This window comes from Rhodococcus sp. IEGM 1351 (assembly GCF_030056875.1).
Classification (GTDB): Bacteria; Actinomycetota; Actinomycetes; order Mycobacteriales; family Mycobacteriaceae; genus Rhodococcus_F; species Rhodococcus_F opacus.
The window spans coordinates 252391-276727 of the sequence record NZ_JASHKU010000009.1 but is presented as its reverse complement, the minus strand read 5'-3'; the positions used below and the strand labels follow the sequence as shown (position 1 = coordinate 276727).

Here is a 24337-nt window from a genome sequence, read left to right as displayed (position 1 = left end):
CGCCGGGCGCACAGTCGGAGGCGACAGAACCAACCGGCTTTCCTGGAGGCTCCCCCCCCCCATGAGTTCCCTGCTCGCGCGCCTCGGCTCGGCCGCCGCTGCCCACCCCTGGCGGGTGATCGCCACGTGGCTGACGCTGCTCGTCCTGGTGTTCGCCGCCGCGTCCGCGTTCGGTGGCACCAACCACGACGACTACAACGTGCCCGGTCTGCCGTCGCAGCGGGGGACGAATCTGCTGAGTGAACGATTCCCGGAGATGTCGGGAGCGGACGCCCGGGTGGTCGTGCACTCCGACAGCGGTCCGCTCGACCCCGCGGTCCTCACCGATCTCGGCACCAGGCTGGCCGACGTGAACGGTGTGAGCTCCGTGTCGCCGCCCCGCCTGTCCCAGGATTCCGACACGGCCGTGATCAGCCTCAACTACCGCATCCCGGTCACCGACTTCCACGGCAGCGAGGGAGTCGACGCCCTCGACGCCGCGGTGGCCGACACTCAGGCGCAGGGGCTGCAGGTGGAACTGGGCGGGCAGGTGCCGGAGAACATCTCCACGCCGTCGGGCACCGCCGAGGCGGTCGGCATGATCCTGGCGCTGATCATCCTGGTGTTCGCGTTCGGTTCCGTGGTGGCAGCCGGACTGCCCCTGGCAGTCGCACTCGTCGGCGTCGGCATCGGGTCGGGGCTCATCACGATCATGGCCGGGTTCACCAGCATCAGCACCATCGCCCCGACCATCGCCACGATGGTCGGCATCGGCGTCGGGATCGACTACGCGCTGCTGCTCGTCACCCGGTACACGGAGGGACTGCGGGCCGGCATGTCGGTGCGGGACGCCGTCGCGGCCGCCAACTCCACGGCCGGGACGTCGGTGATCTTCGCCGGCACCACCGTCCTCGTCTCCCTCTTCGGGCTGCGACTGTCCGGGCTGCCGATGTACGCGTCGTTCGGCTACGCCACATTCGCGATGGTCGGCATCGTGATGCTCACCTCGGTCACGCTGGTTCCCGCACTGTGCGGGCTGGCGGGCACGCGGGTGCTGGGCAAGCGGTCCCGTGCCCGGGCCGAACGTCGCACGACGTCGCCGCTGACGGAACGGTGGGCGATCCGGGTGAGCCGCCGCCCGTGGCTGTGGGCCCTGACGGCGCTCGGGGTGCTGCTCCTCCTGGCCGCGCCGGTTCTGGGCATGCGGACGTGGCCGCAGGACGCGGGCAGCGCGCCGGCCGCCAACACGATCCGTCAGGCGTACGACCTGATCGACTCCGAGTTCGGGCCCGGCGCCAACGGACCCCTGATGGTCGCGGTCGACCTGAACAAAGTTCCGGCAGCAGAGCTTCCGGCCCTCGCGCGCGAACTGGCAGCCGAACCCGGGGTGGCCTCGGTGACGCCCGTACTGATGAACGCCGACTCGACGGCCGCGCTGATCTCGGTGCAGCCGACCACCGGCCCCAGCGACCCCCGCAGCACCGAACTGCTGGAGCGGATCCGGTCCGACGCGGCCGACGGCGTCCACGCCACCGGACTCACCGCGACGTTCGCCGACATCTCCGCCCGCCTCGCCGAACGGCTGTGGCTGGTGATCGCGTTCGTCGTCGCACTGTCGGTGGTGCTGCTCACGTTCGTGTTCCGCGCGCCGGTGGTCGCGGTGAAGGCGGCCGTGATGAACCAGCTGTCGGTGGCCGCCGCCTACGGCGTGATGGTGATGGTGTTCCAATGGGGTTGGGGCGCGCAGCTACTCGGACTTCCGCACGCGCTTCCCGTGTCGAGTTGGGTGCCGATCCTGATGTTCACCATCCTGTTCGGACTGTCGATGGACTACGAGGTGTTCCTGCTCTCCCGGATACGTGAGCGCTGGCTCGACACGGGCGACTCGCATCGGAGCGTCGTCGAGGGACTGGCGTCGACGGGCCGGGTGATCACGAGCGCCGCGGCAATCATGGTGGCGGTGTTCGCCGGGTTCGCGCTCGACGGGGACGTGACCGTGAAGATGATGGGCGTCGGCCTCGCGACCGCGGTCCTCATCGACGCGACGATCGTGCGGATGGTGCTGGTGCCTGCCACGATGTACCTGCTGGGCAACGCCAACTGGTGGCGGCCGGGCGGACGCCGGGACGCAAAACCGGACTCGGACGCTACCTCCGCAGGCGTTCCACTTCCGCTTCGAGCGCGATGACGCGCCGGTACAGGGCCTGGATGCTCGCCATGCACACCCCGTTCGCGTCGACCATCGCGATGCGGCGGTCGTTGGAACCGAGACCGAATGCGGTGGCGAAATCCTGTGCCATCGGGCCCAGGTGCCGCACCGATTCGTGATCGAAACCGTAGGTCCAGACGCTGAGCGGCATGTCGACGAGACGTTCGAGCACCTCACCGGCACTGGCGGGCGGCGTCTGGACGGCAACACCGCGTTTGCGGGTCAGGATCGAGTGAAACCACGCCAGCGGGTGGCGGGTCCGGGCCGCTGTTCGCGCCCGGACCCGCCCCCGACGGGTGTCGACCCACATGGAGTCAGTCGGGGAGTTCGCCGACATCGTGCTTGATCGTCGCGTCGCTGAGAAGGAGTCCGACCCCGAGGGCCATGACGCCGATTCCGAGTCCGATTGCGGCTCCGCCGAGTCCGAGCATGATTCCGAGCATGGTGTCTCCTGTTCGTCGCTGGTGTGCGGGATTTCGTGCCCCCGCTTTCTGAACACCTACGACTCTCGCGGCTCCGGCCGTCCGAGATAAGACACCCCAGGGGTGGTGCGAGCACACCCCAGGGCGCGGTGCCGGGCGGCAGAATGGCGGCCATGACGGAATTACCGGAATGGGCCCGAACGCTCGACCTCGCCCCGCACCCCGAAGGCGGCTGGTACCGCGAGACGTGGCGCAGCGACGTCACGATCCCGGAGGAAAGCCTGCCCGGCGACTACCCCGGGCCGAGGGCAGCCGGTACCGCAATCCTGTTCCTCCTCATGCCCGGACAGCAGTCGGACTGGCACAGCGTGCGCAGCGCCGAGATCTGGCTGTACCACCGGGGCAGCCCCCTGCGGCTCGAACTCGGCGGGGACGGGAGCGAACCCGCGGCTCCGGACGCGCAGGTCCTCGGCGCAGACGTCGCGGCGGGCCAGCAACCACAGCTGCTGGTCCCGCCGCGACATTGGCAGCGAGCGAAGCCCGAGGGCGACGAACCGACTCTCGTCAGTTGCGTCGTCACCCCGGGCTTCGACTTCGCGGACTTCCGGCTCTAGGCCCTCCGGGCCCGTGCGCCTTTTTGGTAGCTGCAGCAACCAGAAAGGCGCACGGGCGGCGGAGCCGCCTACGCGCCCAGCGTTGCCGGGTCGGGGCCGATGCGCCCGTCGGCCCGGGTCAGCGAACCGACGGTGTTGATCTCGTCGGGGGTCAACTCGAAGTCGAAGACGTCGAAGTTGGCGGCGATGCGCTCCGGCGTCACCGACTTGGGGATGACCACGTTGCCGATCTGCAGGTGCCAGCGGATGATCACCTGCGCGGTCGTCTTACCGTGCGCTGCAGCGATCTTCGCGATGGACTCGTCCTCGAGGACGGTGCCCTGCCCGAGCGGGCTCCATGCCTCGGTCGCGATGCCCTTGCCGGTGTGGAAGGCGCGCAGGTCGGCCTGGTTGAACCGCGGGTGCAGCTCGACCTGGTTGATCGCGGGCACCTCGCCCGTCTCGGCGATCAGACGGTCGAGGGTCTCCGGGGTGAAGTTGGAGACACCGATCGACCGCGCACGCCCGTCGGCCTTGATCTTCTGGAAGGCCTTGAACGTGTCCACGTAGCGGTCCGCGGACGGGACCGGCCAGTGGATGAGGTAGAGGTCGACGTAGTCGAGCCCGAGGCGGTTCAGGCTGTCGTCGAACGCGCGGAGCGTGGAGTCGTACCCCTGGTCGTCGTTCCACAGCTTGGTGGTGACGAACAGCTCGTCACGGGCAATTCCGGAGTCCGCGAGCGCGCGGCCCACTCCGGTTTCGTTCTCGTAGATCTTGGCGGTGTCGATGCTGCGGTACCCGGCCTTCAGCGCTTCGGTGACCGCGGCGTGGCTCTCGTCGTCCGCCACCTGCCACACGCCGAAGCCGAGGGCAGGAATGCTGTTCCCGTCGTTGAGCGTGACAGTAGGTACAGGACTCTGTGCATTGTTGAAACCCATGGGACTGTCCAACCGGGCTCCCGGACCAGATGTTCCCGCCGTCTCAGAATGTGGACTTTCGCGTGTCGTTTCGGTACGACCGGGTAATCCGACGGCATCGGCGTCAGGTGGTGACGCGCCCGGTGGAAGGGGCGGACATGGGCCTCGGATACACATTGGCCTATCGGTTCAAGATCACGCCCTGGGTGAAAGCGGGCCGCGTCTTCGGAAGCCAGATCGAGACGTTGCTCGATCCCTTCGACGCACCACCGGGAGAGGTCCTCGACATCGGATGCGGCACCGGTGACCATGCCATCGAGATGGCCCGGCGGGGGTGGCAGGTGACGGGGATCGACACCGTCCAGCTGGCCCTCGACAAGGCGCGGTCCAAGGCGCGGAAGGCGGGCGTCGACGTGCGTTTCATGCACGCGGACGCCACTGACCTCGAGCACGCCGTCGGCCGGGGGTATCACCTGATCCTGGATGTGGGGTGCTACCACGGGCTCAGCGACCACGACCGGGTCGCATACGCCGAGAACGTCACGACCGTGAGCGAACCGCACGCCACCCTGCTGATGTTCGCGTTCGGGCCGGGGCATCGCGGCCCGCTGCCGCGTGGGGTCTCCCGCTCCGACGTGGAGCGGACGTTCGAGAAGTGGAAACTCGTGTCGGACGTCGACGCGGACACGACCGGTATGCCGGGGCCGCTCAAGAAGGCCGACCCCCGCTGGTTCCGCCTCGTCAAGCGCTGAGTGGATAATCGCCGGGTGACTGCAACACTGCACATCAGCGGACTGTCGGCTTCGCGCGGTGAGCGCACCCTCTTCTCCGGCCTCGACCTGACCGTCGCCCCGGGCGACGTGACCGGCCTCGTGGGGGCGAACGGCGCCGGCAAGTCGACGCTGCTGACGGCCCTGGCCGGGGTCGGCTCGGCGGACGTCGAGGGCAGTATCGTGCTGAGCCCACCCGACGCCGCCGTCGGCTACCTCGCCCAGGAACCCGACCGCATCGTCGGCGAGACGGTGCTCGACTTCCTCGGTCGCAGGACCGGCGTCACCGAGGCCGAGCACACCATGAACGCGGCCGCCGAAACGCTCGGCGAGTCGGAGGAGGATCTCTACTCCCCCGCCCTCGAACGGTGGCTGGCGCTGGGCGGCGCCGACCTCGCCGAGCGCGCGGAGAAGGTCGTGAGCGAACTCGGGCTGGGAGTGTCGCTCGACGCGCACATGACGTCGCTGTCCGGCGGACAGGCCGCGCGTGCCGGATTGGCGTCGCTGCTGCTGTCCCGGTACGACGTACTGCTGCTCGACGAGCCGACCAACGACCTCGACCTCGTGGGGCTCGAGCAGCTCGAACGTTTCGTCGCCGAGAGCCGGGCGGCCGTGGTGGTGGTGAGTCACGATCGAGAATTCTTGGCGCGCACCGTGACCGGCATCGTGGAACTCGACCTCGTACAGCAGCAGATCGCGGTCTACGACGGCAGCTACGACTCGTATCTCGCCGAACGGGAGATCGCGCGCAGGCACGCCCGGGAGGCGTACGAGGAGTATGCCGGGACCCGTTCGGACCTCGAGGACCGCGCACAGATGCAGCGGAACTGGATGGAGCACGGTGTCCGGAACGCGCGTCGCAAGGCGAAGGACAACGACAAGATCGGCAAGGGTCTGCGCACCGAGTCCACCGAGAAGCAGGCCGCGAAGGCCCGGCAGACGCAACGCCGGATCGAGCGGCTCGAGGTGGTCGAGGAACCGCGGAAGGAGTGGGAACTGCGGATGGAGATCGCCGCCGCCCCCCGCAGCGGATCGGTCGTGGCGACGGCGAACGGCGCCACCGTCGCGTGGGGCGGGGACCGCGAGTTCACGTTCGGTCCGGTCACCACTCAGGTGGACTGGGGTGACCGGATCCTCATCACCGGCGCCAACGGTTCCGGCAAGACGACCCTGCTGAAGGTGCTGCTGGGCAAGATCGCCCTGGACGCGGGCACCGCGTCACTCGGTTCGGGTGTGGCGATCGGCGAGATCGATCAGGCCCGCGGCCTGTTCGAGGGCGGCGAGAAGGTGGCCGACGCGTTCGCGGCGCAGATCCCGGACTGGCCGGACGCCGACGTGCGGACACTGCTCGCGAAGTTCGGGCTCAAGGGACACCACGTGCTGCGGCCGGCGGCGTCGCTGTCACCCGGGGAACGCACCCGCGCCGCCCTCGCCCTGCTGCAGGCGCGGGGGGTCAACCTGCTGGTGCTCGACGAGCCCACCAACCACCTGGACCTCCCCGCGATCGAACAGCTCGAGCAGGCCATGGATAACTTCGACGGCACGCTGCTGCTGGTCACCCACGACCGGCGGATGCTGGATTCGACGCGCAGCACCCGCCGGTGGCGAATGGACGGCGGCCGGCTGTCCGAGGAGTAGTCAGTCGCCCTCGGCCATGGGCGGCAACGCCTTGACGAACGGCGGGTCGTAGTCGACCTTGCCCAGCTTCGCCGCGCCGCCGGGGGAACCGAGGTCGTCGAAGAAGTCGGCGTTCGCCTTGGTGTACTCCACCCATTGGTCCGGGACGTCGTCCTCGTAGAAGATCGCCTCGACGGGGCAGACCGGCTCACAGGCGCCGCAGTCGACGCATTCGTCGGGGTGGATGTAGAGCATCCGACCGCCCTCGTAAATGCAGTCGACGGGACATTCTTCGATGCATGCCTTGTCCAGAACGTCGACACAGGGCTCAGCGATGGTGTAGGTCACGTCAGTAATCCTGTCCTTTCCTGCCGTCCCGCGCGAATCGCCTCCACTCTGCCACGCAATTTCCCTGGGTCAACCTGTCATTTTGACGCCCGTTGCCGTTGTACACCATTGACAAACTGTTGGGTTTTCACAACACTTTGTTGCATGAGCCCAGTACGGCGTGGGGACGCCCTCCCCATCTACAACCGCATCGGCGTTCTTCGCGCCGAGCGTGGGATGAGCCGGGCTCAGCTGGCGGGGCTCATCGACGTCAATCCCCAGACCGTCGGCGCGCTCGAACGGGGCGACCACTACCCCAGCCTCGACCTGGCGTTCCGTATCTCGTGGGTGTTCGAACTGCCGGTGGAAGCCATCTTCTCCCGCACCGAGTTCGGACCCCTGTCCACCGAGCTGTACCGCACCGACCGACCGCCGTCCACGACAGGAAACGGGGAGAGTTCCCATGCCTGAGACCAATCTGATCGAGCGGTACCAGGGGTTCCGGACGCGCAGATTCCTCCAGAACGAACGCCGTTACCGGACGTGGCTACCGGCGTGGCGGACACGCAACCGCAGACGAATCCTGGTGGTCGCCCTCGCGGTCACGTTCGTGTTCATGACCGCCGTCGGCATCGTGTGCCATTTCGACATGGTCGTCGGGCCGCTGCTGTGGCTGCCCGCGTGCCTGTTGTTCTTCCCGCTGTGGACGATGCTCCAGATCGTGTCCGGGCGGCAGGGGGACGCTCCGCGCGACGCGCTCGACGAGTGGGAGATCCAGCAGCGCAACAGTGCCCGGTCGATCGGGCTCACGGTCACCCAGCTACTGACGCTCGTTCCCGCGCTGTACCTGATCTTCGTCGGCGCGCTGGACGGCGATCACGGCAACGTGCCGTACGCCGCGGGACTGCTCGTCGTCACCGCACTGATGGTCGGGGGGTGCACGCCCGCCATGATCCTCGGCTGGACGCAACCCGATCCCGACCCCGACGACCTCGCTTCGTAGGAACACCCGCACTCCAGAACGGGAAGGACCCATGTCACACACCCTCACGATCGACGGCATCTCCAAACGGTACGGCGAGGTCGTCGCACTCGACGACCTGTCCTTCGAGGTCCGCCCCGGTGAGATCTTCGGTTTCGTCGGCAGCAACGGTGCCGGCAAGACCACCACCATGCGCATCGCGCTGGGCGTCCTGTCCGCCGATTCCGGCGAGGTTCGGCTCGGCGGCAAGCCGGTGGACCTGGATGTGCGGCGCACCATCGGGTACATGCCGGAGGAACGCGGGCTGTACCCGAAGATGAAGGTGGGCAAGCAACTCGAATACCTCGCCGAGCTGCACGGAATTTCCCGCTCGGCGGCGCGGGAGGCGGTCGCCCGCTGGACCGAACGCCTCGGCATCGCGGACCGTGTCGGCGACACCGTCGACGCACTCTCGCTCGGCAATCAGCAACGCGTCCAGCTGGCCGCTGCGCTCGTCCACGATCCGGCGGTGCTGGTTCTCGACGAACCCTTCTCCGGACTCGACCCCGTCGCGGTGGACGTCATGAGCGCCGTGCTGGTGGAGAAGGCGAACACCGGAGTGCCGGTGATCTTCTCGAGCCATCAGCTCGAACTCGTCCAGCGCCTGTGCCACCGCGTCGGCATCATCAGCCACGGCCGGATGCGTGCCGTCGGCACCGTCGACGAACTGCGCGGCCGCGGCAACGCCCAACTCGAAGTCCACGCGCCGGAAGCGCCGGTCGGCTGGGCGCACCATCTCGAGGGCGTCACCACGATCAGTCACCTCGACGGCCGGACCCTGCTGTCGCTCGACACCGGGGTGGACGACCAGCTCATCCTGCACACCGCCCTGAAGACCGGGCCGGTGCACGAATTCTCGCTGCACCGGCCCACCCTGACCGATCTGTTCCGAGAGGTGGTCACGGCATGAGTGCCCCACTGAGCCCCGCCCGCGCGATCGGCCTCGTGGCCCGCCGCGAATTCCTGACACAGGTGGCGAAGAAGAGCTTCGTCATCAGCAACGTGATCATCCTGCTGGCCATCGTGGGCGGCATCGTCGCGTACTCGCTGTTCTCGGGCGGTGACGACGAACGCGCCACCATCGGACTCGTCGGCGACCAGTCGCTCGCGCCGGCTCTCGTCGCCACCGGTGACGCGGTCGGGACGCCGGTCGACGTCGTCCCGGCCACGGACGAACAGGCCGCGCGCGACGAGGTGGGGAACGGTGACCTCGACGTCGCCCTGATTCCCGGCACCGACGGGTCCGTCACGGCCGTCACCGAATCCGAGATCGGCTCCGGGCTTCGCACCGTGATCGACGCCGCCGTGGTGCAGCAGGCTCAGGCCGGCGCGCTCGCCGCACAGGGCGTGGACCCCGCGCAACTTGCCGAAGCGACCGGCCGGGCAGTCGTCACCGTCGACGCACTCGATCCGCCCGACCCGGAGAAGGGCCAGCGCGTGGCCCTCTCCATCGCCGTGGTCGTCCTGCTGTACATGCAGATCATGATGTTCGGCATGTACGTGGCGATGGGTGTGGTCGAGGAGAAGTCGAGCCGCGTCGTGGAACTGCTCCTGTCGACCCTCCGTCCGCTGCAGCTGCTCTGGGGCAAGGTGATCGGCATCGGCGCGGTCGGTCTCGTCCAGTTGACCGCCTACGGTGTGGTGGGTGTCGCCGCCGGACTCGCGACGGGCGTGCTCACCGTGACGGGGACGGCGATCGGGGTGCTGGCCGGAACGCTCGGCTGGTTCGTGCTCGGATTCGCGTTCTTCGCGGTCCTCTACGCCGCGGCCGGGTCGATGGTGTCGCGGCAGGAGGACGTCAACGCCACCGCGTCACCGCTGATGGTGCTGATCGTCATCATGTTCTTCAGCGCCTTCTCCTCGGTGAGCAACCCGGACGGCACCCTCAGCAATGTCCTCAGCTGGATTCCGCCGTTCTCGGCGATCCTGATGCCGCTGCGCATCGCCGCCGGCGTGGCGTCCCCGGTCCAGGTGGTCGTCACGGTCGCTCTGATGCTCGCGGTGACCGCCGCACTCAGCGTGCTGGCCGCGAAGATCTACCAGCGCTCGATCCTGCGGATCGGCAAGGTCGTGTCGTGGAAGGAGGCGCTCGGCAGGTAGCGAATTCCCAGCGCACGGCCAAGTTCCCTGTGTAGTCTTCGAATCGTCGATCGATGCTGCTCAGCTGCCGTCGTGGAACGGGGAACACCCATGGTCGTCCGTCGCGGGAAGCCGATCGTCGCCCTCGCCGTCGCGGTGGTCGCGTCCATGACGTTGATGCTGACGGCATGCACGTCCGACGAGCCGACCACTGCGGGCGGTGGCAACGCCGGCCCCGACGGCACCCCGGTCGCCTACCAGGAGCCGGTCAAGCTGTCGAGCGAGAACGGGGTGCTCGAGGTTCGACTGTCGGCCCATCAGGGCACGGTCGACCTCGACACCGTCTCGGAACCGGTGTCGGGCTTCCTGGTCTTCGGTTACGAGGTTCTGCAGGGCACGAGTTCGGACGGCTCGACCACGGGCGACGACGTCTACCCGGCACCGACGTTGCGCGTCGATCCGGGTGAGCGCCTGATCATCCACTACGACAACGATCTCCGGAACCTGACGATCGAGGACTTCTACGACCCCGCGTTCACGCCCGCGGGCGGGGAGGTCCCGATCTATCCCCCGGCCCTCGAATCGGCGCCGCTGAACCTGCACACCCACGGTGTGCACGTGAGCCCGGACGGCAACGCCGACAACGTGCTGCTCGACATTCCCGCCGGAATGGGCAACGTCTACGACTACGCGGTACCGAAGGACATGCCGAACGGCCTGTACTGGTACCACAGCCACCGCCACACGATGACCGCGCAACAGACGTACGCGGGGCTCGCGGGACTGCTGGAGATCGGCAGGCCCGACGGCAACCTTCCCCTGGTGACGCAGGACGACGTACCCATCCGCGACATGGCGCTGCAGTACAACTTCGTCTTCGACCGTAAAGGCAACGGCCACCAGCTGAACGACCCGAACTGGCCACAGTTCGTGAGCACACTGACGCCGCCGGAGGGGACGCAGCTCGCCGACGGAACGTACGAGCCGAGCCTGGCGCCCGTGAACTTCTCGGAAACCACGGAGGGCTCCCAGTACGTCACCAACTGGTACTCCGGGCCGCTGTCGCCGGCGAACCATCGCGGGCAGAACCAGTTCGTGCCGGGCAATCTCCAGAGTTTCAGCAATGATTCGACGAACATTCCCGCCGACCCGTCGCTGCCGGACAACGAACGCGACGTGCAGTACACGGTCAACGGGCAGTTCCAGCCGGAACTGAAACTGAAGCCGGGCCAGACGGAGATCTGGTCGCTGGCGAACATCAGCGACTTCGCCTACATGCCACTCAGACTCACCGAGACCGCGACAGGCAACCACCCGAAGTTCGCCATCGTCGGCCAGGACGGAAACCCCCTCACCCAGGTGCAGCTGCCCGTCGGAGGTGACGGCACCCGGCTCGTCATCCCGCCCGGGTCGCGGTACGCGATCGCCGTGACCATGCCGGACACCGGCGATCTGGTGCTCGACATGCCACCGCTGGACGGGGCGAAGCCCGTCACCAACCCCGGCGTGCTCTACACGAACAACGGCACCGACAACCCCCCGGCCGAGCTGGGCACGGTGACCGTCGACCCGTCGGTCATCAGTTACGCCGACGGCTTCTTCACCTTCCCCACCCAGACCCTCCTCCACGTCACACCCGACAGCGGCGAAGGGCGGACCACTCCGTTCGAGCCCGGCCAGAACCTCGACGCGTACACGTCTTTCGTGGACACGTCGGTGATGACGCCCGACGTCAAACGCACTCTCACGGTCTCGGGCGGGTTCGGCAACGAGAAGGCCAGCAACAGCGACCCGAAGGCCTTCACGTACGAGTTCGCCGACAACACGTTCCCGAACATCCCGCTGATCCAGCCGCGCCTCAATTCGGTCGAGGAATGGTTGATCACGAACCTCAACAACGACGAGCACCCGATGCACATCCACGTCAACGACTTCCAGGTGATGGAGATCGTCGACCCGATCGCGGGCACCCGGACCGGGGTGCAACCGTGGGGCGAGGACAACGTGAACGTGCCGGCGCCCGTCACCGATGCGAACGAGAACCCGCTCGTGCCCGCATCGGTGACGCTGCGCACGAAGTTCACGGAGTACACGGGCACTTTCGTGATCCACTGCCATCGCCTCAACCACGAGGACAACGGACTGATGGCCACCGTCAACGTCATCCCCGAGGTGTCGACGTACGCGGTGGCGGTGCCGGGTTCGGCGGGCACCCCCGCGACCGTGCAGGTCCACGACGGCAACGGCGACAAGGTGATCGCCGCGGTCACACCGTTCCCGTCGTTCGAGGGCACCCCGACGGTGGCGATGGCCGACGTCGACGGCGACATGATCCTCGACCTCGTCGCCGGGACCGGTGCGGGTGTGTCGCCGGAGGTCGTCGCGTACGACGGCAACGATGTCGGCTCCGGCCCGTTCACCGCCGAGCTGACCCGGTTCGCCCCGTTCGACGACGGCTTCCGCGGAGGCGTCACCGTCGCGGGTGCGGACATCGACGGAAACGCGCTGGCCGACAACATCATCGCCGGCACAGGCCCCGGCACCGAATCGCAGGTGAAGGTGTTCTCGTCCACCCTGCCCACGGAGAAAGGCGCGGCACCCGAGGTCTTCTCGAGCTTCACCCCCTACCCCGGGTCGCAGTCCGGGGTCACCGTCGCGACGGGCCTGGTCGACGCCGCCTCGGGCCGGGCAAGCATCGTCACCGCCCCGGGGCCGGGAGAAGCGCCTCGCGTGAAGACGTTCCGCTACGACCTGTTCGAGCCGACGGCCGCCGCGACTGCCGACGGCACAGCGGACGAGCACGCCGGCCACACCGGCGGACCACGGATGACGTCGGAGTTCCTCGCTTTCGACGAGAGCTACCTCGGCGGTGTCTCACTCTCGACGGGGTGGGTGGCCGGCGCCGAGGGCGGAGCGAAGAGCGTCGTGACGGGCATGCTGGGCGGCGACGGCACTGTTCGGGTGTGGTCGAGTGGGTCACGCCTCGACGGTGAACCGGACATGTATCTCGAGAGCCCGAACCACCACTCCGGCGACGTCGTGTTCACGCAGATCGCGTCGTTCGCTCCGTTCGCCGGCGGCCCTCCCGGCAGCGGGGTTCAGGTGGCCACCACCAGCACCACCACCGGCGCCGACCTGCTCGTCAGCGGCCCCGGGCCGGGCGGCACGGAGGTGCGCAAGTTCGGACTGGGCCGCGCCGAACCCCAATCCACCACGCTGGTGCCGCTGCCGTTGGGCGCCCTCCCCGCGCTCCCCGCGGCGCAAGGGTCCGTGCCTCTCGGCGGGCGGTAGGTGCAGGGGGTCAGCCGGCCCGCTTCCCGGCGGCGTCGGCGATGTCGTCGAGATCGCGCCGGATCGCCTTGGTGGTGGCCTTCAGGGCGAAGGAGCCGAACACCTTCATCATGAACTTCGATACTGCGCCGAGCCCAGTTGCTTCCGCTGAGAAGTGGAAGGTCAGGGTGGTGCCGTCACCGGCAGGCTCCAGGGTGAACACCGTCGTGTAGTCCGCGCCGTGGGACGACGCCTTCACGACGGTGCGCTTCTCCGGGTCGATCTCCGTGACCCACATTTCCTCGGTCGACGACTTGCCGAACAGCACCCGGGTCTCGCGCCACCGCGTGCCGACTTCGTATTTCGTCGAGTCCAGCCTCTCGAGCTTCTCCACACCGCTCAGCACCGATTCCGCGTTGTCCAGATCGGTGATGACCGCCCAGACCGCGCCGACGGGCGCATCGATCGTTCGGCTCACGCGGATTTCCGAGGCGGACATGAGGCACCCATTTCTTCCTTCTCAGGGCAGGGTCCAGAACTGGCGGGTCACCAGGTAGAAGACGATGACCCAGAACACCATGACCCCCACGACGATCGCGATCCCTCGACGGTTCGTTGTCGCCTCCGGAACGTCGGAGGGCGGCCGCAGCCAGCGCCCCAGCACCCGGTTCACGTAGTACGGCATCGTCACGAAGCTCATGATGAAGCTGGACAGCAGGTTTCCGACGAGCAGTCCGAGCCACAGCGGCATCTTCAGCGGCGACAACGCGAGGGTGAGAACCACGACGGTGGGATACAGACCGACCCACACCGCGATCGACGTCTTGGTTTCGGACGGCGGCGGCGCCTCGTTGCCGTTCTCGTCGAACGCGAACCAGCTCCCGAAGGAGTTGTCGATGGTGCGCAATTCGAAGTCGTGGAACTTCTCCCCCTCCGCGAGAAGCTCCTGACGCTTCGCCGAGGTGAGCCACCTGTCGAGGTCGGCGGCGTTGTCGTAGCGGTACAGCGCGGTCCACTCGTCCTGGACTCCCTCGATGGGCCGGAAGAGTTCGCTCCCGCGGAATCCGTCGAACTTGCTCTCTTCCAATCGCAGTCGATCCTGCCACGCGAGGAAATCGTCGACGTGCTCCGGGCCGACACGGTGCGTCACGACGACCGTCACGAGCGGATCCGACTCGCGTGCGCCCCCGCTGATGACCTGCTGGGTGGCGGGGCCGTCGAAGTACTGCTGCCCCTCGTCCAGCCGGTGCTGCCGGGTGGCGCTGTTGATCCAGGCCTGCACGTGGGCCACGGAATCGAAGCGGTAGACCACGACCCAGTCGGGTTGCACGGCGGTGGGTGCCGAGATCTCGGCGCCCAGAAACCCCGGGTAGTGGGACGCGGCGCTGTTCATGTCCTGCTGCCAGGCTTCGAAGGCCTCCTCGGATCCGGCACGTACCTTCTGGCCGATGATGACCGTCGCGGCGTTGCCGGTGGACTTCTCGGTGGGCTTCTCGGTGTCCATCGCCCTCTCCTCACGGCTCAGGTCGTCGGAACCGATCGGTTCTCGCCGATTCGGTGGTAGATCCGCTCGGGGGTGAACGGCAACTCACGAAAACGCACACCCGTCGCGTTCTCCAGCGCGTTGGCCAGCGCAGGTGCCACCGGGTTGATGCAGCACTCCGCCATTCCCTTCGCACGCATCGGTCCGACGGAATCCGTCGAATCGACCAGCAGCACTTCGGTACGGGGAATGTCGGCGTAGGTGGGGATGCGGTAGTTGCGCAGGTTGGGGTTGATCATCACACCGTTGCCGTCGACGTGAAAGTTCTCGGTCAGCGCGAATCCGATGCCCTGGGCGACGCCGCCTTCGATCTGGCCGCGGACCTGCACCGGGTTGATGATTACCCCGGCGTCCGTGGCGTGGACGCTGTAGAGGATGCGGATCTCGCCCGTCACCCGGTGGACGGCGATGCGGAAACCGTGGGTGTTGGAGACGACGCTGCGCGGCGACCCGTACGCCTTGCGCGCCTCGGTGAACCGGATGCCGCGCCGACGGGCGGCGTCGAGGAGTTCGGTCAGCGGCACGCGCGTGCCGTCGCAGAGCACCCCGTCGTCGTCCATCGAGCAGGACGCGACGTCGACCCCGGTGTGCGCGGCGGCGAACGCCAGGATGCGGTCGCGCAGGGCCTCCGACGCCCGCGACACGGCGTTGCCCGCGACGAAGAGGCCGGCGCTGGCGAACGCCCCCGTGTCGAATCCCGTACGGTCGGTGTCGGACTGCACGAGACGCACCCGCGACGGGGTGGTGCCGAGGTGGGTGGCCGCGATCTGCACGTGTGCGGTCGACGTTCCCTCACCGAATTCGACGGTGCCGACGGCGAGTTCGTACACGCCGTCGTCGCCGAGCGTCGCCCACGCCTCGGAGATGTGTTCGGTCGGGGGCGCCGTCTCGTGCAGCGAGCTCGCGGTGCCCTCGCCGACGAGCCAGTCGTCGCCCAGCACCTGCCCGTTCCCGGTCCGCCTCAGTGCGGCGTCGACGAGGTCGATGCACTGCCCGAGCCCGTCCTCCGCGAACACGACGTCGTCGGGACCGTCGTCGATCGCGACGAGTGAGTCACCGGGGCGGACGATGTTGCGGCGCCGCAACTCGAGCGGGTCGATGTCGAGCGCGACCGCCAGCTCGTGCATGGCGGACTCCACCGCAAAGGCGGGCTGGGTCATGCCGTACCCGCGCAGCGCTCCGCTGGGCACGCTGTTCGTGTAGACGGAGTACCCATCGAATTTCTTGTTGGGACACCGGTACGCCGAGATGGCGGCACCGGCGGCGAACAACGTCTCGCCGCCGTGGTTGCCGTACGCGCCCGTGTTCGACACGTTGCGCACCTGGAACGCCGTGAGTGTGCCGTCAGCCCGGGCGCCGAGCGTGATCGTCAGCTTCATCGGGTGCCGCGGCGACGCCGTCGTGAACTCTTCCTCCCGGGTGAACTCGAAGCAGACGGGCCGGCCCGTGTCGAGGGTGGCGAGCGCGACCAGATCCTCCGAGATCACCTCCTGTTTGCCGCCGAAACCGCCCCCGACGCGCATACAGAACACGCGCAATTGGTCGGGGCGCAGGTCGAACAGGTGAGCCAGCTTGACCTTCGCGATCGACGGCGACTGCGAACTCGTGCGCACGTGCAGGCGGCCGTCCTCCATCCAGGCGATCGACCCGTGCGTCTCGAGATGCGCGTGCTGCACGCGCGGGGTGAAGTAGGTGCCCTCGTGGATCACGTCGGCCTCGGCGAACCCCGCCTCGACGTCGCCCACCTCCCCGTGGAGCTCGAGCAGGATGTTGTGCACGGGATCCCGCACGAACGGGTCGTCCGATCCGTGCAACTGCGGTGCACCGTCGGCCATCGCCTCCTCCGGGTCGAACACCGCGGGCAGCACGTCGTATTCGACGACCACCCTGCGACACCCCTCCTCCGCGGCGCCGACCGTGTCGGCCAGCACCGCGACCACCCGCTGACCGGCGAAGCGGACCGTGTCGTCGAGGATGTACGTGTCGTCGGGGTCGACGAGGTGATCGGTGTGAATCGCGGTCGTGAACAGCTTCCGGGGCACGTCCTTCCATGTGTACACGCGGTGCACACCGGGGAGGGCGAGCGCCGCCGTCGTGTCGATCGAGACGATGCGGGCGTGGGCGTGCGGGGAATGCAGCACCACGAGGTGCAGCATGCCCTCGATCTCGGTGTCCATGGTGAACTCGGCACGGCCGGTGACCACATCGGTGGCCGCGGGTGCCCCGACGCTGGTGCCGACCGCGCGACCCGGCTCGGCGACCTCCACCGCGGCGACACCGTTGACGGCGTCCTCGATCGCTCGATAGCCGGTGCAGCGGCAGAGATTACCCTTCAGCGCGCGTGGCAGGTCTTCCTTCTGCGCGTCCGTGAACGTCGCCGACGTCATGATCATGCCCGCGGTGCAGAATCCGCACTGGAACCCGGGGGCGTCACGGAACTGCCGCTGCAGCGGATGCAGGTCGTCCGGCGAACCGAGGCCCTCGATGGTGGTCACCTCCCGCCCCTCCGCACGGAACGCCGGCGTGATGCAACTGTGCACGGGATCGCCGTCGAGCCACACCGTGCAGGCTCCGCAATCGCCTGCGTCGCAACCCTTCTTGACGCCGTGATGACCGAGCGACCGCACGAACGTGCGCAGACACTGCCCGGGATTCGGTTCCTCGTCGAACGTCCTGCCGTTCACGGTGTACGTCATTGCCGGTCTCCTGCGGTGAACTCGGTCCGGATCTCCTCGGCGAAGTGCTTCGTCAGATGGCGACGGTGGTCAGGGGTGCCGTTGGGATCGTCGAACCACACGTCGTCGGGTATCGCGTCGATGCTCTGCCGGAGCGAGTCGGCGTCAGGTACGGCGTCGAAGGCCAGACGGATCGGACGGGTGGTGCCCGCCGTGATCGTGAGCAGCAGGTCGTCGCCGCCGGGCGCCTGGGTGCCGATCATGAACACCGTCGAACGGCCGAGGCGTGTGAGGGTGAAGCGGCGATGCGTGTGACGCTTGCGGAGGGCACGGACCGGGATGTCGATGCGGCGCAGGATCTCACCCGGTGTGAGCACGTTCTCGCGGTTGCCCGTCACGAAGTCGGCGGCGGCGACGGCGCGCTCGGACCCGTCGGTGGACCACAGCGTGTACGTCGCCTCGAGCGCGACCGCCAGAGTGATCATCGGACCCGCGGGAAGCGACATGCAGATATTGCCGCCCACCGTCGCCGAATTCCAGACCTTGAACGATGCCAGAAAGGCCTCGCAACTCGTCCCGAACAGCGAGGCGGCTCTCCAGTCGTCCGGCGGCGCAAGCGCATACAGCTCACGGATCGTGCACGTCGCTCCGATCTCGAGGCCCGCGTCGCTCGGCACGAGGGTGTCCCAGGCGAGCGTCGTGAGATCGACGAGACGGCGCAGGTCGGGCTGCTGCTCGGAGAACAGCCACGTTCCGCCGGCCAGCCACGCGTCGCCTTCCCGCCACGCCGCACCCGGCCGGTCGGGTGGACGCCGAACGACATCGGTGATGGTGTTGAGGTCCATATGACTGCTCCACTCGGGAAATGTGTCGTCGTTCTCGTACCCGGCCTGCGTCAACCCATCTGACTTTAGACACCGCGACGGCGGTCTCGGTGTTAATTGCCGGGTTCCACCCGGGCGCTGTTTGCCGTGTTCCGGCCGCGCGGGCGACCGTGTGGGCGCCCGTCACCCGCCGTAGCAGACATTCGCCGCCCCGGACCGACCGCTACTCTCAGGGCCATGGCCGCCAAGATCTCCGCCCACGACGTGCTCGAGCTGGTACTGGACGCAGGCAGCTTCGTCTCCTGGGACACCGCGCCCGTCGATGCGCGGCCGAACGAGAAGTACCGCGCCGACCTGCGGAAGGCCGCCGAGAAGTCGGGTGTCGACGAATCGGTGATCACCGGCGTCGGCACCGTCCGCGGTCGCCCGGTCGCGGTGATCGCGTGCGAGTTCGCTTTCCTGGCCGGTTCGATCGGTGTTGCCGCGGCCGAGCGGATCGTCTCCGCCATCGAACGCGCCACCCGTGAGGGTCTCCCCCTGCTCGCTTCGCCCACGTCGGGGGGCACACGCATGCAGGAGGGCACCGTCGCCTTCGTGCAGATGGTGAAGATCGCGGCGGCCGTCGCCACCCACAAGGCCGCCCATCTCCCCTACCTGGTGTATCTGCGGAACCCGACCACCGGCGGCGTGTTCGCGTCCTGGGGTTCGCTCGGGCACATCACGGTGGCCGAACCCGGTGCACTCGTCGGGTTCCTCGGGCCCCGCGTCTACGAGGCGCTGTACGGCGAGAAATTCCCCGAGGGCGTGCAGACATCCGAGAACCTGTACCGCAACGGCGTCATCGACGGCGTCGTCCCTGCCACGCGCCTGCGCCGGCTCGTCCATCGGGCATTGCGGGTGCTGATCGATCCGCCGACGTCGACCGCCCTCACCGAACCGGCGCCGCCGGCCGTCGACATCCCCGACGTGCCCGCGTGGCAGTCGGTGATGTTGTCGCGGCGCGCCGACCGGCCCGGAATCCGCCACCTCCTGCGGCACGCAGCAACCGAGCAGGTGCCCCTCAGCGGCACCGGCCAGGGTGAAACCGAGGGGACGGTGCTGCTGTCGCTGGCACGTTTCCGCGGCGCACCGTGCGTGTTGCTGGGCCAGGACCGCGCCGGACAGTCGGCGCTGAACACGATGGGTCCCGCCGCCCTCCGCGAGGCACGCCGCGGCATGCGGTTGGCCGAGGAGTTGCAGATCCCCCTGGTCCTGGTGATCGACACCCTCGGTGCAGCACTGTCTCAGGAGGCGGAGGAACGCGGCCTGGCCCCCGAGATCGCACGTTGCATCTCCGACCTCGTGACGTTGAAGACGCCGACCGTGTCCGTTCTGCTCGGCCAGGGCACGGGCGGCGGCGCGCTCGCCTTCCTCCCCGCCGATCGCGTGCTCGCCGCGCAGAACGGGTGGCTCGCCCCGCTTCCCCCCGAAGGCGCCAGCGCCATCGTCCACCGCGACACCTCACACGCCCCCGAGATGGCGGCCGCGCAGGGCATCCGTTCGCTCGACCTGCTGCGCGACGGCGTCATCGACGCCATCATCCCCGAGCATCCGGACGCCGCCGACGAGGCCGTCGACTTCTCCAAGCGGGTCGGCGAGGCCATCTCCCGGGAACTCCGTGCCCTGACCGGGGTTCCCGAGAGCGAGCGCTTCGCGGCCCGGCTCGCCCGCTACCGGAACCTCGGCCTGAGCTAAGACAGTTTGATCGTCGGGTTGTACATGTCCATCCACAGCGCGAGGTCGAGCGTGCGCTCGAGTCCGCGACGCGATACCTGACTGATCTGCGGGGTGTCGACGGACACCGCCCGGGACAACCAGTCCGCGCTGACCAGGCCGAACACCGGGTGCGAAGGGTCGCCGAGCAGGTCCTTGCCGTGCTCCTGCAACGCCACCGCGTACTTCGGGTCCTGGGTGGACGGGTACGGCGACTTGACCCGGTCGATCACCGACTGCGGCAGCACATCCCTGGTCGCCGCCCGCAGCAACGATTTCTCCTTGCCGTCGAACGTCTTCAGCGACCACGGCGTGTTGTAGACGTACTCGACCAGCCGGTGATCGCAGAACGGCACCCGGACCTCGAGTCCGACGGCCATGCTCGCGCGGTCCTTGCGGTCGAGCAGGACGCGGACGAAACGCGTCAGATGCAGGTAGCAGATCTTCCGCATCCGCCATTCGAAGTCGGATTCGCCGTCCAGCCGATCGATCCCGGACACCGCTGCGTCGTACGAGTCCTGCACGTAGTCGTCCATGTTCAGCCCCGCCGTCACCTCCGGGGTGAAGATGTTGCTCTCGTCGCCGAAGTGCTCGGCGAACTGCACGAGCCACGGGAAGGTGTTCGCCTGCTGCGCCTTCGGGTCGAAGAACTACTTGTACCCGCCGAACACCTCGTCGGCCGACTCACCGGACAGCGCCACCGTGGAGTGCTGACGGATCGCCTTGAACAGCAGATACAGCGACGCGTCCATGTCGCCGAGGCCCATGGGAATGTCCCGGGCCCGGATGACCTTCGCGCGCACGGCGGGGTCGGCCAGTGCGTCGGAGTCGAGGACGATGTCCTGGTGCGCGGTCCCGGATCGCCGGGCCACGTCGTGCACGTACGGAGTATCCGGGGTGCCCCGCAGTTCGTCCGCGACGAAATGTTCGGTCTGACCGACGAAGTCGACGGCGAACGTGCGGACCGTCTCGCCCACCTCGGCGAGCTGCTCGGCGGCGATACCGGTCATCGCGGACGAGTCGAGACCACCGGACAGCAGGGTGCAGCGCGGCACGTCGGCGACCAGTTGCCTGCGCACGATGTCGTCGAGGAGTTCGCGGACATGGGTGACGGAGGTGTCCCGGTCGTCGGTGTGCGGACGGGTCTGCAGGGTCCAGTACCGGTGCGTCCGCAGTCCGGTGCGCGAGACGGTGACCACTGTGCCCGGCTCCACCTCACGCATGCCGTCCCACACCGCGTGTCCTGGTGTCTTGACGAACGCGAACAGCTCCCGGATCCCGTCCATCGTGACAGTCGACTCGGCGATCGGATTGGCAAGGATCGCTTTAGGTTCCGAACCGAACAGGACGCCGTCTCGGGTCTCGTGGTAGTAGAACGGCTTGATGCCCATCCGGTCGCGGATCATCACGAGTGCGTCGATCCGCGAATCCCAGATGGCGAACGCGTACATGCCGTTGAGCCGCTCCGCGACGGCCTCTCCCCACTCCAGATATCCGTGGAGCACCACCTCGGTGTCGGAGTCCGTGGCGAACCGGTGACCGCGCCCGTACAGCTCCTCGCGCAGTTCACCGAAGTTGTACACCTCGCCGGAGTAGACCATCGCAACGGTCCCGCCGGGGGTGTTCACGCTCATCGGCTGGTGCCCACCCGGCAGATCGATGATGGCGAGCCTTCGATGCGCGAGCGCGGCGTGTTCGACGACCCACGTACCGCGATCGTCCGGCCCCCGGCAGTTCATCGTCTCGGCCATGGCATCCACGGTGGACTGCTCGACGCGTAGATCGCGTTCGAACGAGATCCATCCGGCGATTCCGCACATGTGTTCCTCCCGCTGTCGCTGGCGCTCTTCCTTCAGCGCGTGGTCGGTTGCGAGGCGGCGAACCGAGTCCGAACCGTAGCAATCACATTGACAGTTCTTTACTCTTGCTAACCACCTATATTCCACGGTAACTTTTTTCGGCGCGCAGGCGGTGGGCCGGGGAAAGCCGCCTGTCAGAACGGCGAGGGTTCGTCGGCCGGGCAGGCGCCGGACGCTTGCGCGCCGGGCGACCGGCGCCGCACTGCATCCAGGTGCGCCCGCCGTCGGCGGCGCTCCGCCCGGATCCGCGCAGCAGTGTTCTGCGCACGGGCGCGGTGACGGGCCGCGGGGTTGGCGACATGGTCGCTTCCAGCAGCAGCGTCTCGTCCGACACCCAGGAGCCCCGACGACCGCGTTCGGTATCGGTGACCGGTGGGCGCGACCAACTCGATTCCACCGTCAGCGGTCACCCACCAGCGACCGGAATGCTTGAGCCTGTGATGATTTCGACAGTAGGCGGTCATGTTCCCGGCCACCGTCGGACCTCCGGCCGCGGGATCGGAATGATCGAACAGCCGATGATGATCGAGGTCGGTGTTCCAGGCCGCCACATCGCAGTGCAACCACTCGCACCCGCCGGCCAGCACCCGCATCCAGGTGTCGAGCACGGTGCCGGGACGGTACGTGGTCGGGACGACAGAACTCGGTGCCCGCACCGATTCGACATCCGCGTCGGCGGCGATCTCGCGTGCGTGCGCCGCGTCGACGATTCCGTAGCCGTCGAGGTAGGCCGGTTCGTCGCCGCCCGCGAGTGTGGCGTCGAGCATGATGAGGTGCACGAGAGGCTTGCGCGCGGTCGTCGCGATGCGGGAGCGCTGGCCGCAATCGACCCGCCCGCATTCACACTGCACGAACCCGGCCCCGTCGATGAGCGCGGACAATCCGTCGGCCCGCCTCTGTTCGTATGTTCGAAGGTCTTTCGCACACACGGTGTTTGCCAGTTCGCGCAATCGCGCGTCGAATGCACGGCCCTGCGCCGCGGGAACGGAACCGAGGATTCGGCACATGCCGTCCTCTGCAGCACAGACTCCGACGAACCTGTCCGCCTGAGCCTTCTCCCGCTTGGCGCGCACCCCTGCCGGGTCGAGCCTCGCGATGATGCGGTTGGCGGCGTTCGTGAGCCTGCGGCCGGTCAACCCGGTTCCACCGGAGCGCGGCGGGGCCAGAACCTGTTCGAGGAGTTGATGTTCGACCTCGCCGATCCAGTCGTCGCTCACGTTTGCCGTCGCGTCCTCGATCAGCCGAACCCGGTACATGTCGAGATCACCACGTGCCATGGCCTCGCGCGTGGCGTGCAACCGGGTACGTAGCGACATGCCCAGACCGATCAGCCGACCCGCCGCCGCTCGCCCCATGGTGAGCGCGGCACCGATCTCGGCCTCGACCACTTCGTGCGCGGTCGACGTCCACGCCCCGTCGGACTCGACCTCGGCAGTGCGGCGCACGAAGAGCTCGGCGATCGCCGCCAGCTTCCGTTCGGCCACCACCGACTCACTGCGATGGAGGTCGGTCATCAACTCGACCAGACCCACATCGGATTCCCCGTCGACGAGACAGCAGACCGTCTCCCGAATCCCCCGATCGAATACCCCCATATAGAACATGTGTTCTCAGTAGCGAAAGTTGTTGCGCTCCACAAGACCCCACAACCCCCGCTACGCCTCGCAGAACCGCACGCCGCCTAGCCACTCCCCGCGACGATGGCGGGCACGGTGGCGGCGACGACGATCGCGGCGTTGACGGCCTCGACGGATTTGCGCACGGCCTTGCCTGCCCAGTCGCCTTCGGCGATCTCCCTCGCCCGTTTCTTCACGGCGCGACGATCGGCGTCCGGGAACAGCTTCGGGGCCGCGTCGACCGCGGACAGGAGCGAGACGAGCGCGGCGGTGCGGGGAGTGGGGGTGACCCCGTCGAGGAGCGCGGCGCTCAGTTCGGACCGCAGCGCGCGTTCGTGGCTGCCGTCGACCTCCGGCCACCGCGTGGTGGGGAAGATGCCCAGCACCTTGCCCCTCTCCTCGCGGACCCATCCCGCGTCGACGATGCGTTTCGCGAGTTCGTCGCGCAGGTTCTTGGTGAGCTTCTCGATGGCTGCTTCCGGTTTCATCGGCTTGGACGTACCGATGAGGTCGACGGCCCGCGCGAGCAGCGGATCCTGCGTTCGCGCTCCGTCCCGGACGACGAGCCGCCCCTTCTTCACGTCGTCGCCGGGTTCGGCCGGGGTGACGACGTCCCCCAGGGCCAGTTCCAGAAGAACGGCGCCGGCGAGGACACGCGGCATCCGGGTCCCGTCGACGACGGGCTTCCCCGAAGTGTCGTCGAGCAGCAGCAACAGCAGATCTTCGGCGAGCAGCGTCATGCTTCCACGATAGGGCGGACGTCGCGGCGAAGTCCGGTGTCCGTTCAGCCGCCCCGGGGAATGTTTGCCGGTTACCGTGAAGGGGCAATGTTCTGAGTATTCACCAGACGGTTGTCGGGCACCG

General features: G+C 68.0%; 20 protein-coding genes and 1 pseudogene. 10 read left to right on the top strand and 11 right to left on the bottom strand.

Translation table 11 applies throughout. From position 1 onward, the window contains the following. The first annotated feature begins 61 nt into the window (after positions 1-61). On the top strand, positions 62-2167 hold the full coding sequence (locus QM806_RS18435; protein WP_283292316.1) for an MMPL family transporter: 2106 nt from the start codon (positions 62-64) through the stop codon (positions 2165-2167). On the opposite strand, the gene QM806_RS18430 is transcribed toward QM806_RS18435, so the two are convergent. Next, positions 2127-2498, bottom strand: a complete 372-nt coding sequence (locus QM806_RS18430; RefSeq protein ID WP_005260537.1) for a hypothetical protein — start codon at positions 2496-2498, stop codon at positions 2127-2129. The two genes, QM806_RS18435 and QM806_RS18430, sit on opposite strands and share 41 nt — an antisense overlap. Before the next feature lie 4 nt (positions 2499-2502). Continuing rightward, positions 2503-2631 carry a hypothetical protein gene (locus tag QM806_RS18425; protein ID WP_009478066.1) on the bottom strand — a complete coding sequence of 43 codons (129 nt, stop codon included), beginning with the start codon at positions 2629-2631 and terminating at the stop codon, positions 2503-2505. 152 nt (positions 2632-2783) lie between these two features. On the opposite strand from QM806_RS18425, the gene QM806_RS18420 reads away from it, so the two are divergent. Then, complete coding sequence (locus tag QM806_RS18420; RefSeq protein ID WP_283292314.1) at positions 2784-3224, top strand: cupin domain-containing protein; 441 nt, start codon at positions 2784-2786, stop codon at positions 3222-3224. A 68-nt stretch (positions 3225-3292) separates the two neighbouring features. Here the strand turns inward: QM806_RS18420 and QM806_RS18415 are convergent, their stop codons facing one another. Continuing rightward, complete coding sequence (locus QM806_RS18415) at positions 3293-4141, bottom strand: aldo/keto reductase (RefSeq protein ID WP_005260539.1); 849 nt, start codon at positions 4139-4141, stop codon at positions 3293-3295. 137 nt (positions 4142-4278) lie between these two features. Between QM806_RS18415 and QM806_RS18410 the strand changes: the two genes are divergently transcribed. Together QM806_RS18410 and QM806_RS18405 are read left to right on the top strand one after the other, a co-directional pair. After that, on the top strand, positions 4279-4872 hold the full coding sequence (locus tag QM806_RS18410) for a class I SAM-dependent methyltransferase (RefSeq protein WP_005260540.1): 594 nt from the start codon (positions 4279-4281) through the stop codon (positions 4870-4872). Between the two features lie 15 nt (positions 4873-4887). Continuing rightward, positions 4888-6528, top strand: coding sequence for an ABC-F family ATP-binding cassette domain-containing protein (locus tag QM806_RS18405; RefSeq protein WP_005568337.1), 1641 nt, complete (start codon positions 4888-4890; stop codon positions 6526-6528). Here the strand turns inward: QM806_RS18405 and fdxA are convergent, their stop codons facing one another. Next, the gene (gene fdxA / locus QM806_RS18400; protein ID WP_005244047.1) at positions 6529-6855 is read right to left on the bottom strand and encodes a ferredoxin; all 327 of its coding nucleotides are present in this window, start codon (positions 6853-6855) and stop codon (positions 6529-6531) included. Positions 6856-6999: 144 nt separating this feature from the next. On the opposite strand from fdxA, the gene QM806_RS18395 reads away from it, so the two are divergent. The 5 genes from QM806_RS18395 to QM806_RS18375 all read left to right on the top strand — a co-directional run bounded on the left by QM806_RS18395 (position 7000) and on the right by QM806_RS18375 (position 13225). Beyond that, positions 7000-7305, top strand: a complete 306-nt coding sequence (locus QM806_RS18395; RefSeq protein WP_037205025.1) for a helix-turn-helix transcriptional regulator — start codon at positions 7000-7002, stop codon at positions 7303-7305. Then, positions 7298-7837 carry a hypothetical protein gene (locus QM806_RS18390; RefSeq protein ID WP_005260543.1) on the top strand — a complete coding sequence of 180 codons (540 nt, stop codon included), beginning with the start codon at positions 7298-7300 and terminating at the stop codon, positions 7835-7837. The genes QM806_RS18395 and QM806_RS18390 overlap by 8 nt, the downstream gene beginning before the upstream one ends. Positions 7838-7868: 31 nt before the next feature. After that, positions 7869-8765 carry an ABC transporter ATP-binding protein gene (locus tag QM806_RS18385; RefSeq protein WP_005260544.1) on the top strand — a complete coding sequence of 299 codons (897 nt, stop codon included), beginning with the start codon at positions 7869-7871 and terminating at the stop codon, positions 8763-8765. Further along, complete coding sequence (locus QM806_RS18380) at positions 8762-9955, top strand: ABC transporter permease (RefSeq protein ID WP_005568341.1); 1194 nt, start codon at positions 8762-8764, stop codon at positions 9953-9955. Before QM806_RS18385 ends, QM806_RS18380 begins: the two co-directional genes overlap by 4 nt. A 90-nt stretch (positions 9956-10045) precedes the next feature. Next, a complete protein-coding gene (locus QM806_RS18375) occupies positions 10046-13225 on the top strand; it encodes a multicopper oxidase family protein (protein WP_283292309.1) in 3180 nt (1059 codons plus the stop codon). A 10-nt stretch (positions 13226-13235) separates the two neighbouring features. Here QM806_RS18375 and QM806_RS18370 read toward each other — a convergent pair whose 3' ends face one another. From QM806_RS18370 to QM806_RS18355, 4 genes are read right to left on the bottom strand one after another with little or no spacing between them, the layout of a single operon-like run. After that, complete coding sequence (locus QM806_RS18370) at positions 13236-13703, bottom strand: SRPBCC family protein (RefSeq protein WP_005568345.1); 468 nt, start codon at positions 13701-13703, stop codon at positions 13236-13238. 21 nt (positions 13704-13724) lie between these two features. Beyond that, positions 13725-14708, bottom strand: coding sequence for an antibiotic biosynthesis monooxygenase (locus QM806_RS18365; RefSeq protein WP_133986152.1), 984 nt, complete (start codon positions 14706-14708; stop codon positions 13725-13727). Between the two features lie 17 nt (positions 14709-14725). Then, positions 14726-17443 carry a molybdopterin-dependent oxidoreductase gene (locus QM806_RS18360; RefSeq protein ID WP_283292306.1) on the bottom strand — a complete coding sequence of 906 codons (2718 nt, stop codon included), beginning with the start codon at positions 17441-17443 and terminating at the stop codon, positions 14726-14728. Next, positions 17440-18267, bottom strand: a complete 828-nt coding sequence (locus tag QM806_RS18355; protein ID WP_005568350.1) for an FAD binding domain-containing protein — start codon at positions 18265-18267, stop codon at positions 17440-17442. Before QM806_RS18355 ends, QM806_RS18360 begins: the two co-directional genes overlap by 4 nt. Before the next feature lie 216 nt (positions 18268-18483). On the opposite strand from QM806_RS18355, the gene QM806_RS18350 reads away from it, so the two are divergent. Beyond that, positions 18484-19980 (top strand): acetyl-coenzyme A carboxylase carboxyl transferase subunits beta/alpha, encoded by a 1497-nt coding sequence (locus QM806_RS18350; RefSeq protein WP_005568351.1) that lies wholly within the window; start codon positions 18484-18486, stop codon positions 19978-19980. On the opposite strand, the pseudogene asnB reads toward QM806_RS18350, so the two are convergent. The 3 genes and pseudogenes from asnB to QM806_RS18335 form a co-directional block, all read right to left on the bottom strand. After that, positions 19977-21818: pseudogene (gene asnB / locus QM806_RS18345) on the bottom strand (asparagine synthase (glutamine-hydrolyzing)). The gene QM806_RS18350 and the pseudogene asnB sit on opposite strands and share 4 nt — an antisense overlap. Before the next feature lie 173 nt (positions 21819-21991). After that, entirely contained in the window at positions 21992-23452 is a 1461-nt protein-coding gene (locus tag QM806_RS18340) for an HNH endonuclease signature motif containing protein (RefSeq protein WP_168442937.1), read from the bottom strand. Positions 23453-23538: 86 nt separating this feature from the next. Beyond that, complete coding sequence (locus tag QM806_RS18335) at positions 23539-24213, bottom strand: GOLPH3/VPS74 family protein (protein WP_283292302.1); 675 nt, start codon at positions 24211-24213, stop codon at positions 23539-23541. Positions 24214-24337: the final 124 nt, after the last annotated feature.

Excerpts from the sequence above, each read along its gene's own strand:
- QM806_RS18435 (WP_283292316.1), top strand. The coding sequence starts at position 62 with ATGAGTTCCCTGCTCGCGCGCCTCGGCTCGGCCGCCGCTGCCCACCCC.
- QM806_RS18430 (WP_005260537.1), bottom strand. The coding sequence starts at position 2,498 with ATGTGGGTCGACACCCGTCGGGGGCGGGTCCGGGCGCGAACAGCGGCC.
- QM806_RS18425 (WP_009478066.1), bottom strand. The coding sequence starts at position 2,631 with ATGCTCGGAATCATGCTCGGACTCGGCGGAGCCGCAATCGGACTCGGA.
- QM806_RS18420 (WP_283292314.1), top strand. The coding sequence starts at position 2,784 with ATGACGGAATTACCGGAATGGGCCCGAACGCTCGACCTCGCCCCGCAC.
- QM806_RS18415 (WP_005260539.1), bottom strand. The coding sequence starts at position 4,141 with ATGGGTTTCAACAATGCACAGAGTCCTGTACCTACTGTCACGCTCAAC.
- QM806_RS18410 (WP_005260540.1), top strand. The coding sequence starts at position 4,279 with ATGGGCCTCGGATACACATTGGCCTATCGGTTCAAGATCACGCCCTGG.
- QM806_RS18395 (WP_037205025.1), top strand. The coding sequence starts at position 7,000 with ATGAGCCCAGTACGGCGTGGGGACGCCCTCCCCATCTACAACCGCATC.
- QM806_RS18390 (WP_005260543.1), top strand. The coding sequence starts at position 7,298 with ATGCCTGAGACCAATCTGATCGAGCGGTACCAGGGGTTCCGGACGCGC.
- QM806_RS18385 (WP_005260544.1), top strand. The coding sequence starts at position 7,869 with ATGTCACACACCCTCACGATCGACGGCATCTCCAAACGGTACGGCGAG.
- QM806_RS18380 (WP_005568341.1), top strand. The coding sequence starts at position 8,762 with ATGAGTGCCCCACTGAGCCCCGCCCGCGCGATCGGCCTCGTGGCCCGC.
- QM806_RS18375 (WP_283292309.1), top strand. The coding sequence starts at position 10,046 with ATGGTCGTCCGTCGCGGGAAGCCGATCGTCGCCCTCGCCGTCGCGGTG.
- QM806_RS18370 (WP_005568345.1), bottom strand. The coding sequence starts at position 13,703 with ATGTCCGCCTCGGAAATCCGCGTGAGCCGAACGATCGATGCGCCCGTC.
- QM806_RS18365 (WP_133986152.1), bottom strand. The coding sequence starts at position 14,708 with ATGGACACCGAGAAGCCCACCGAGAAGTCCACCGGCAACGCCGCGACG.
- QM806_RS18360 (WP_283292306.1), bottom strand. The coding sequence starts at position 17,443 with ATGACGTACACCGTGAACGGCAGGACGTTCGACGAGGAACCGAATCCC.
- QM806_RS18355 (WP_005568350.1), bottom strand. The coding sequence starts at position 18,267 with ATGGACCTCAACACCATCACCGATGTCGTTCGGCGTCCACCCGACCGG.
- QM806_RS18350 (WP_005568351.1), top strand. The coding sequence starts at position 18,484 with ATGGCCGCCAAGATCTCCGCCCACGACGTGCTCGAGCTGGTACTGGAC.
- QM806_RS18340 (WP_168442937.1), bottom strand. The coding sequence starts at position 23,452 with ATGGGGGTATTCGATCGGGGGATTCGGGAGACGGTCTGCTGTCTCGTC.
- QM806_RS18335 (WP_283292302.1), bottom strand. The coding sequence starts at position 24,213 with ATGACGCTGCTCGCCGAAGATCTGCTGTTGCTGCTGCTCGACGACACT.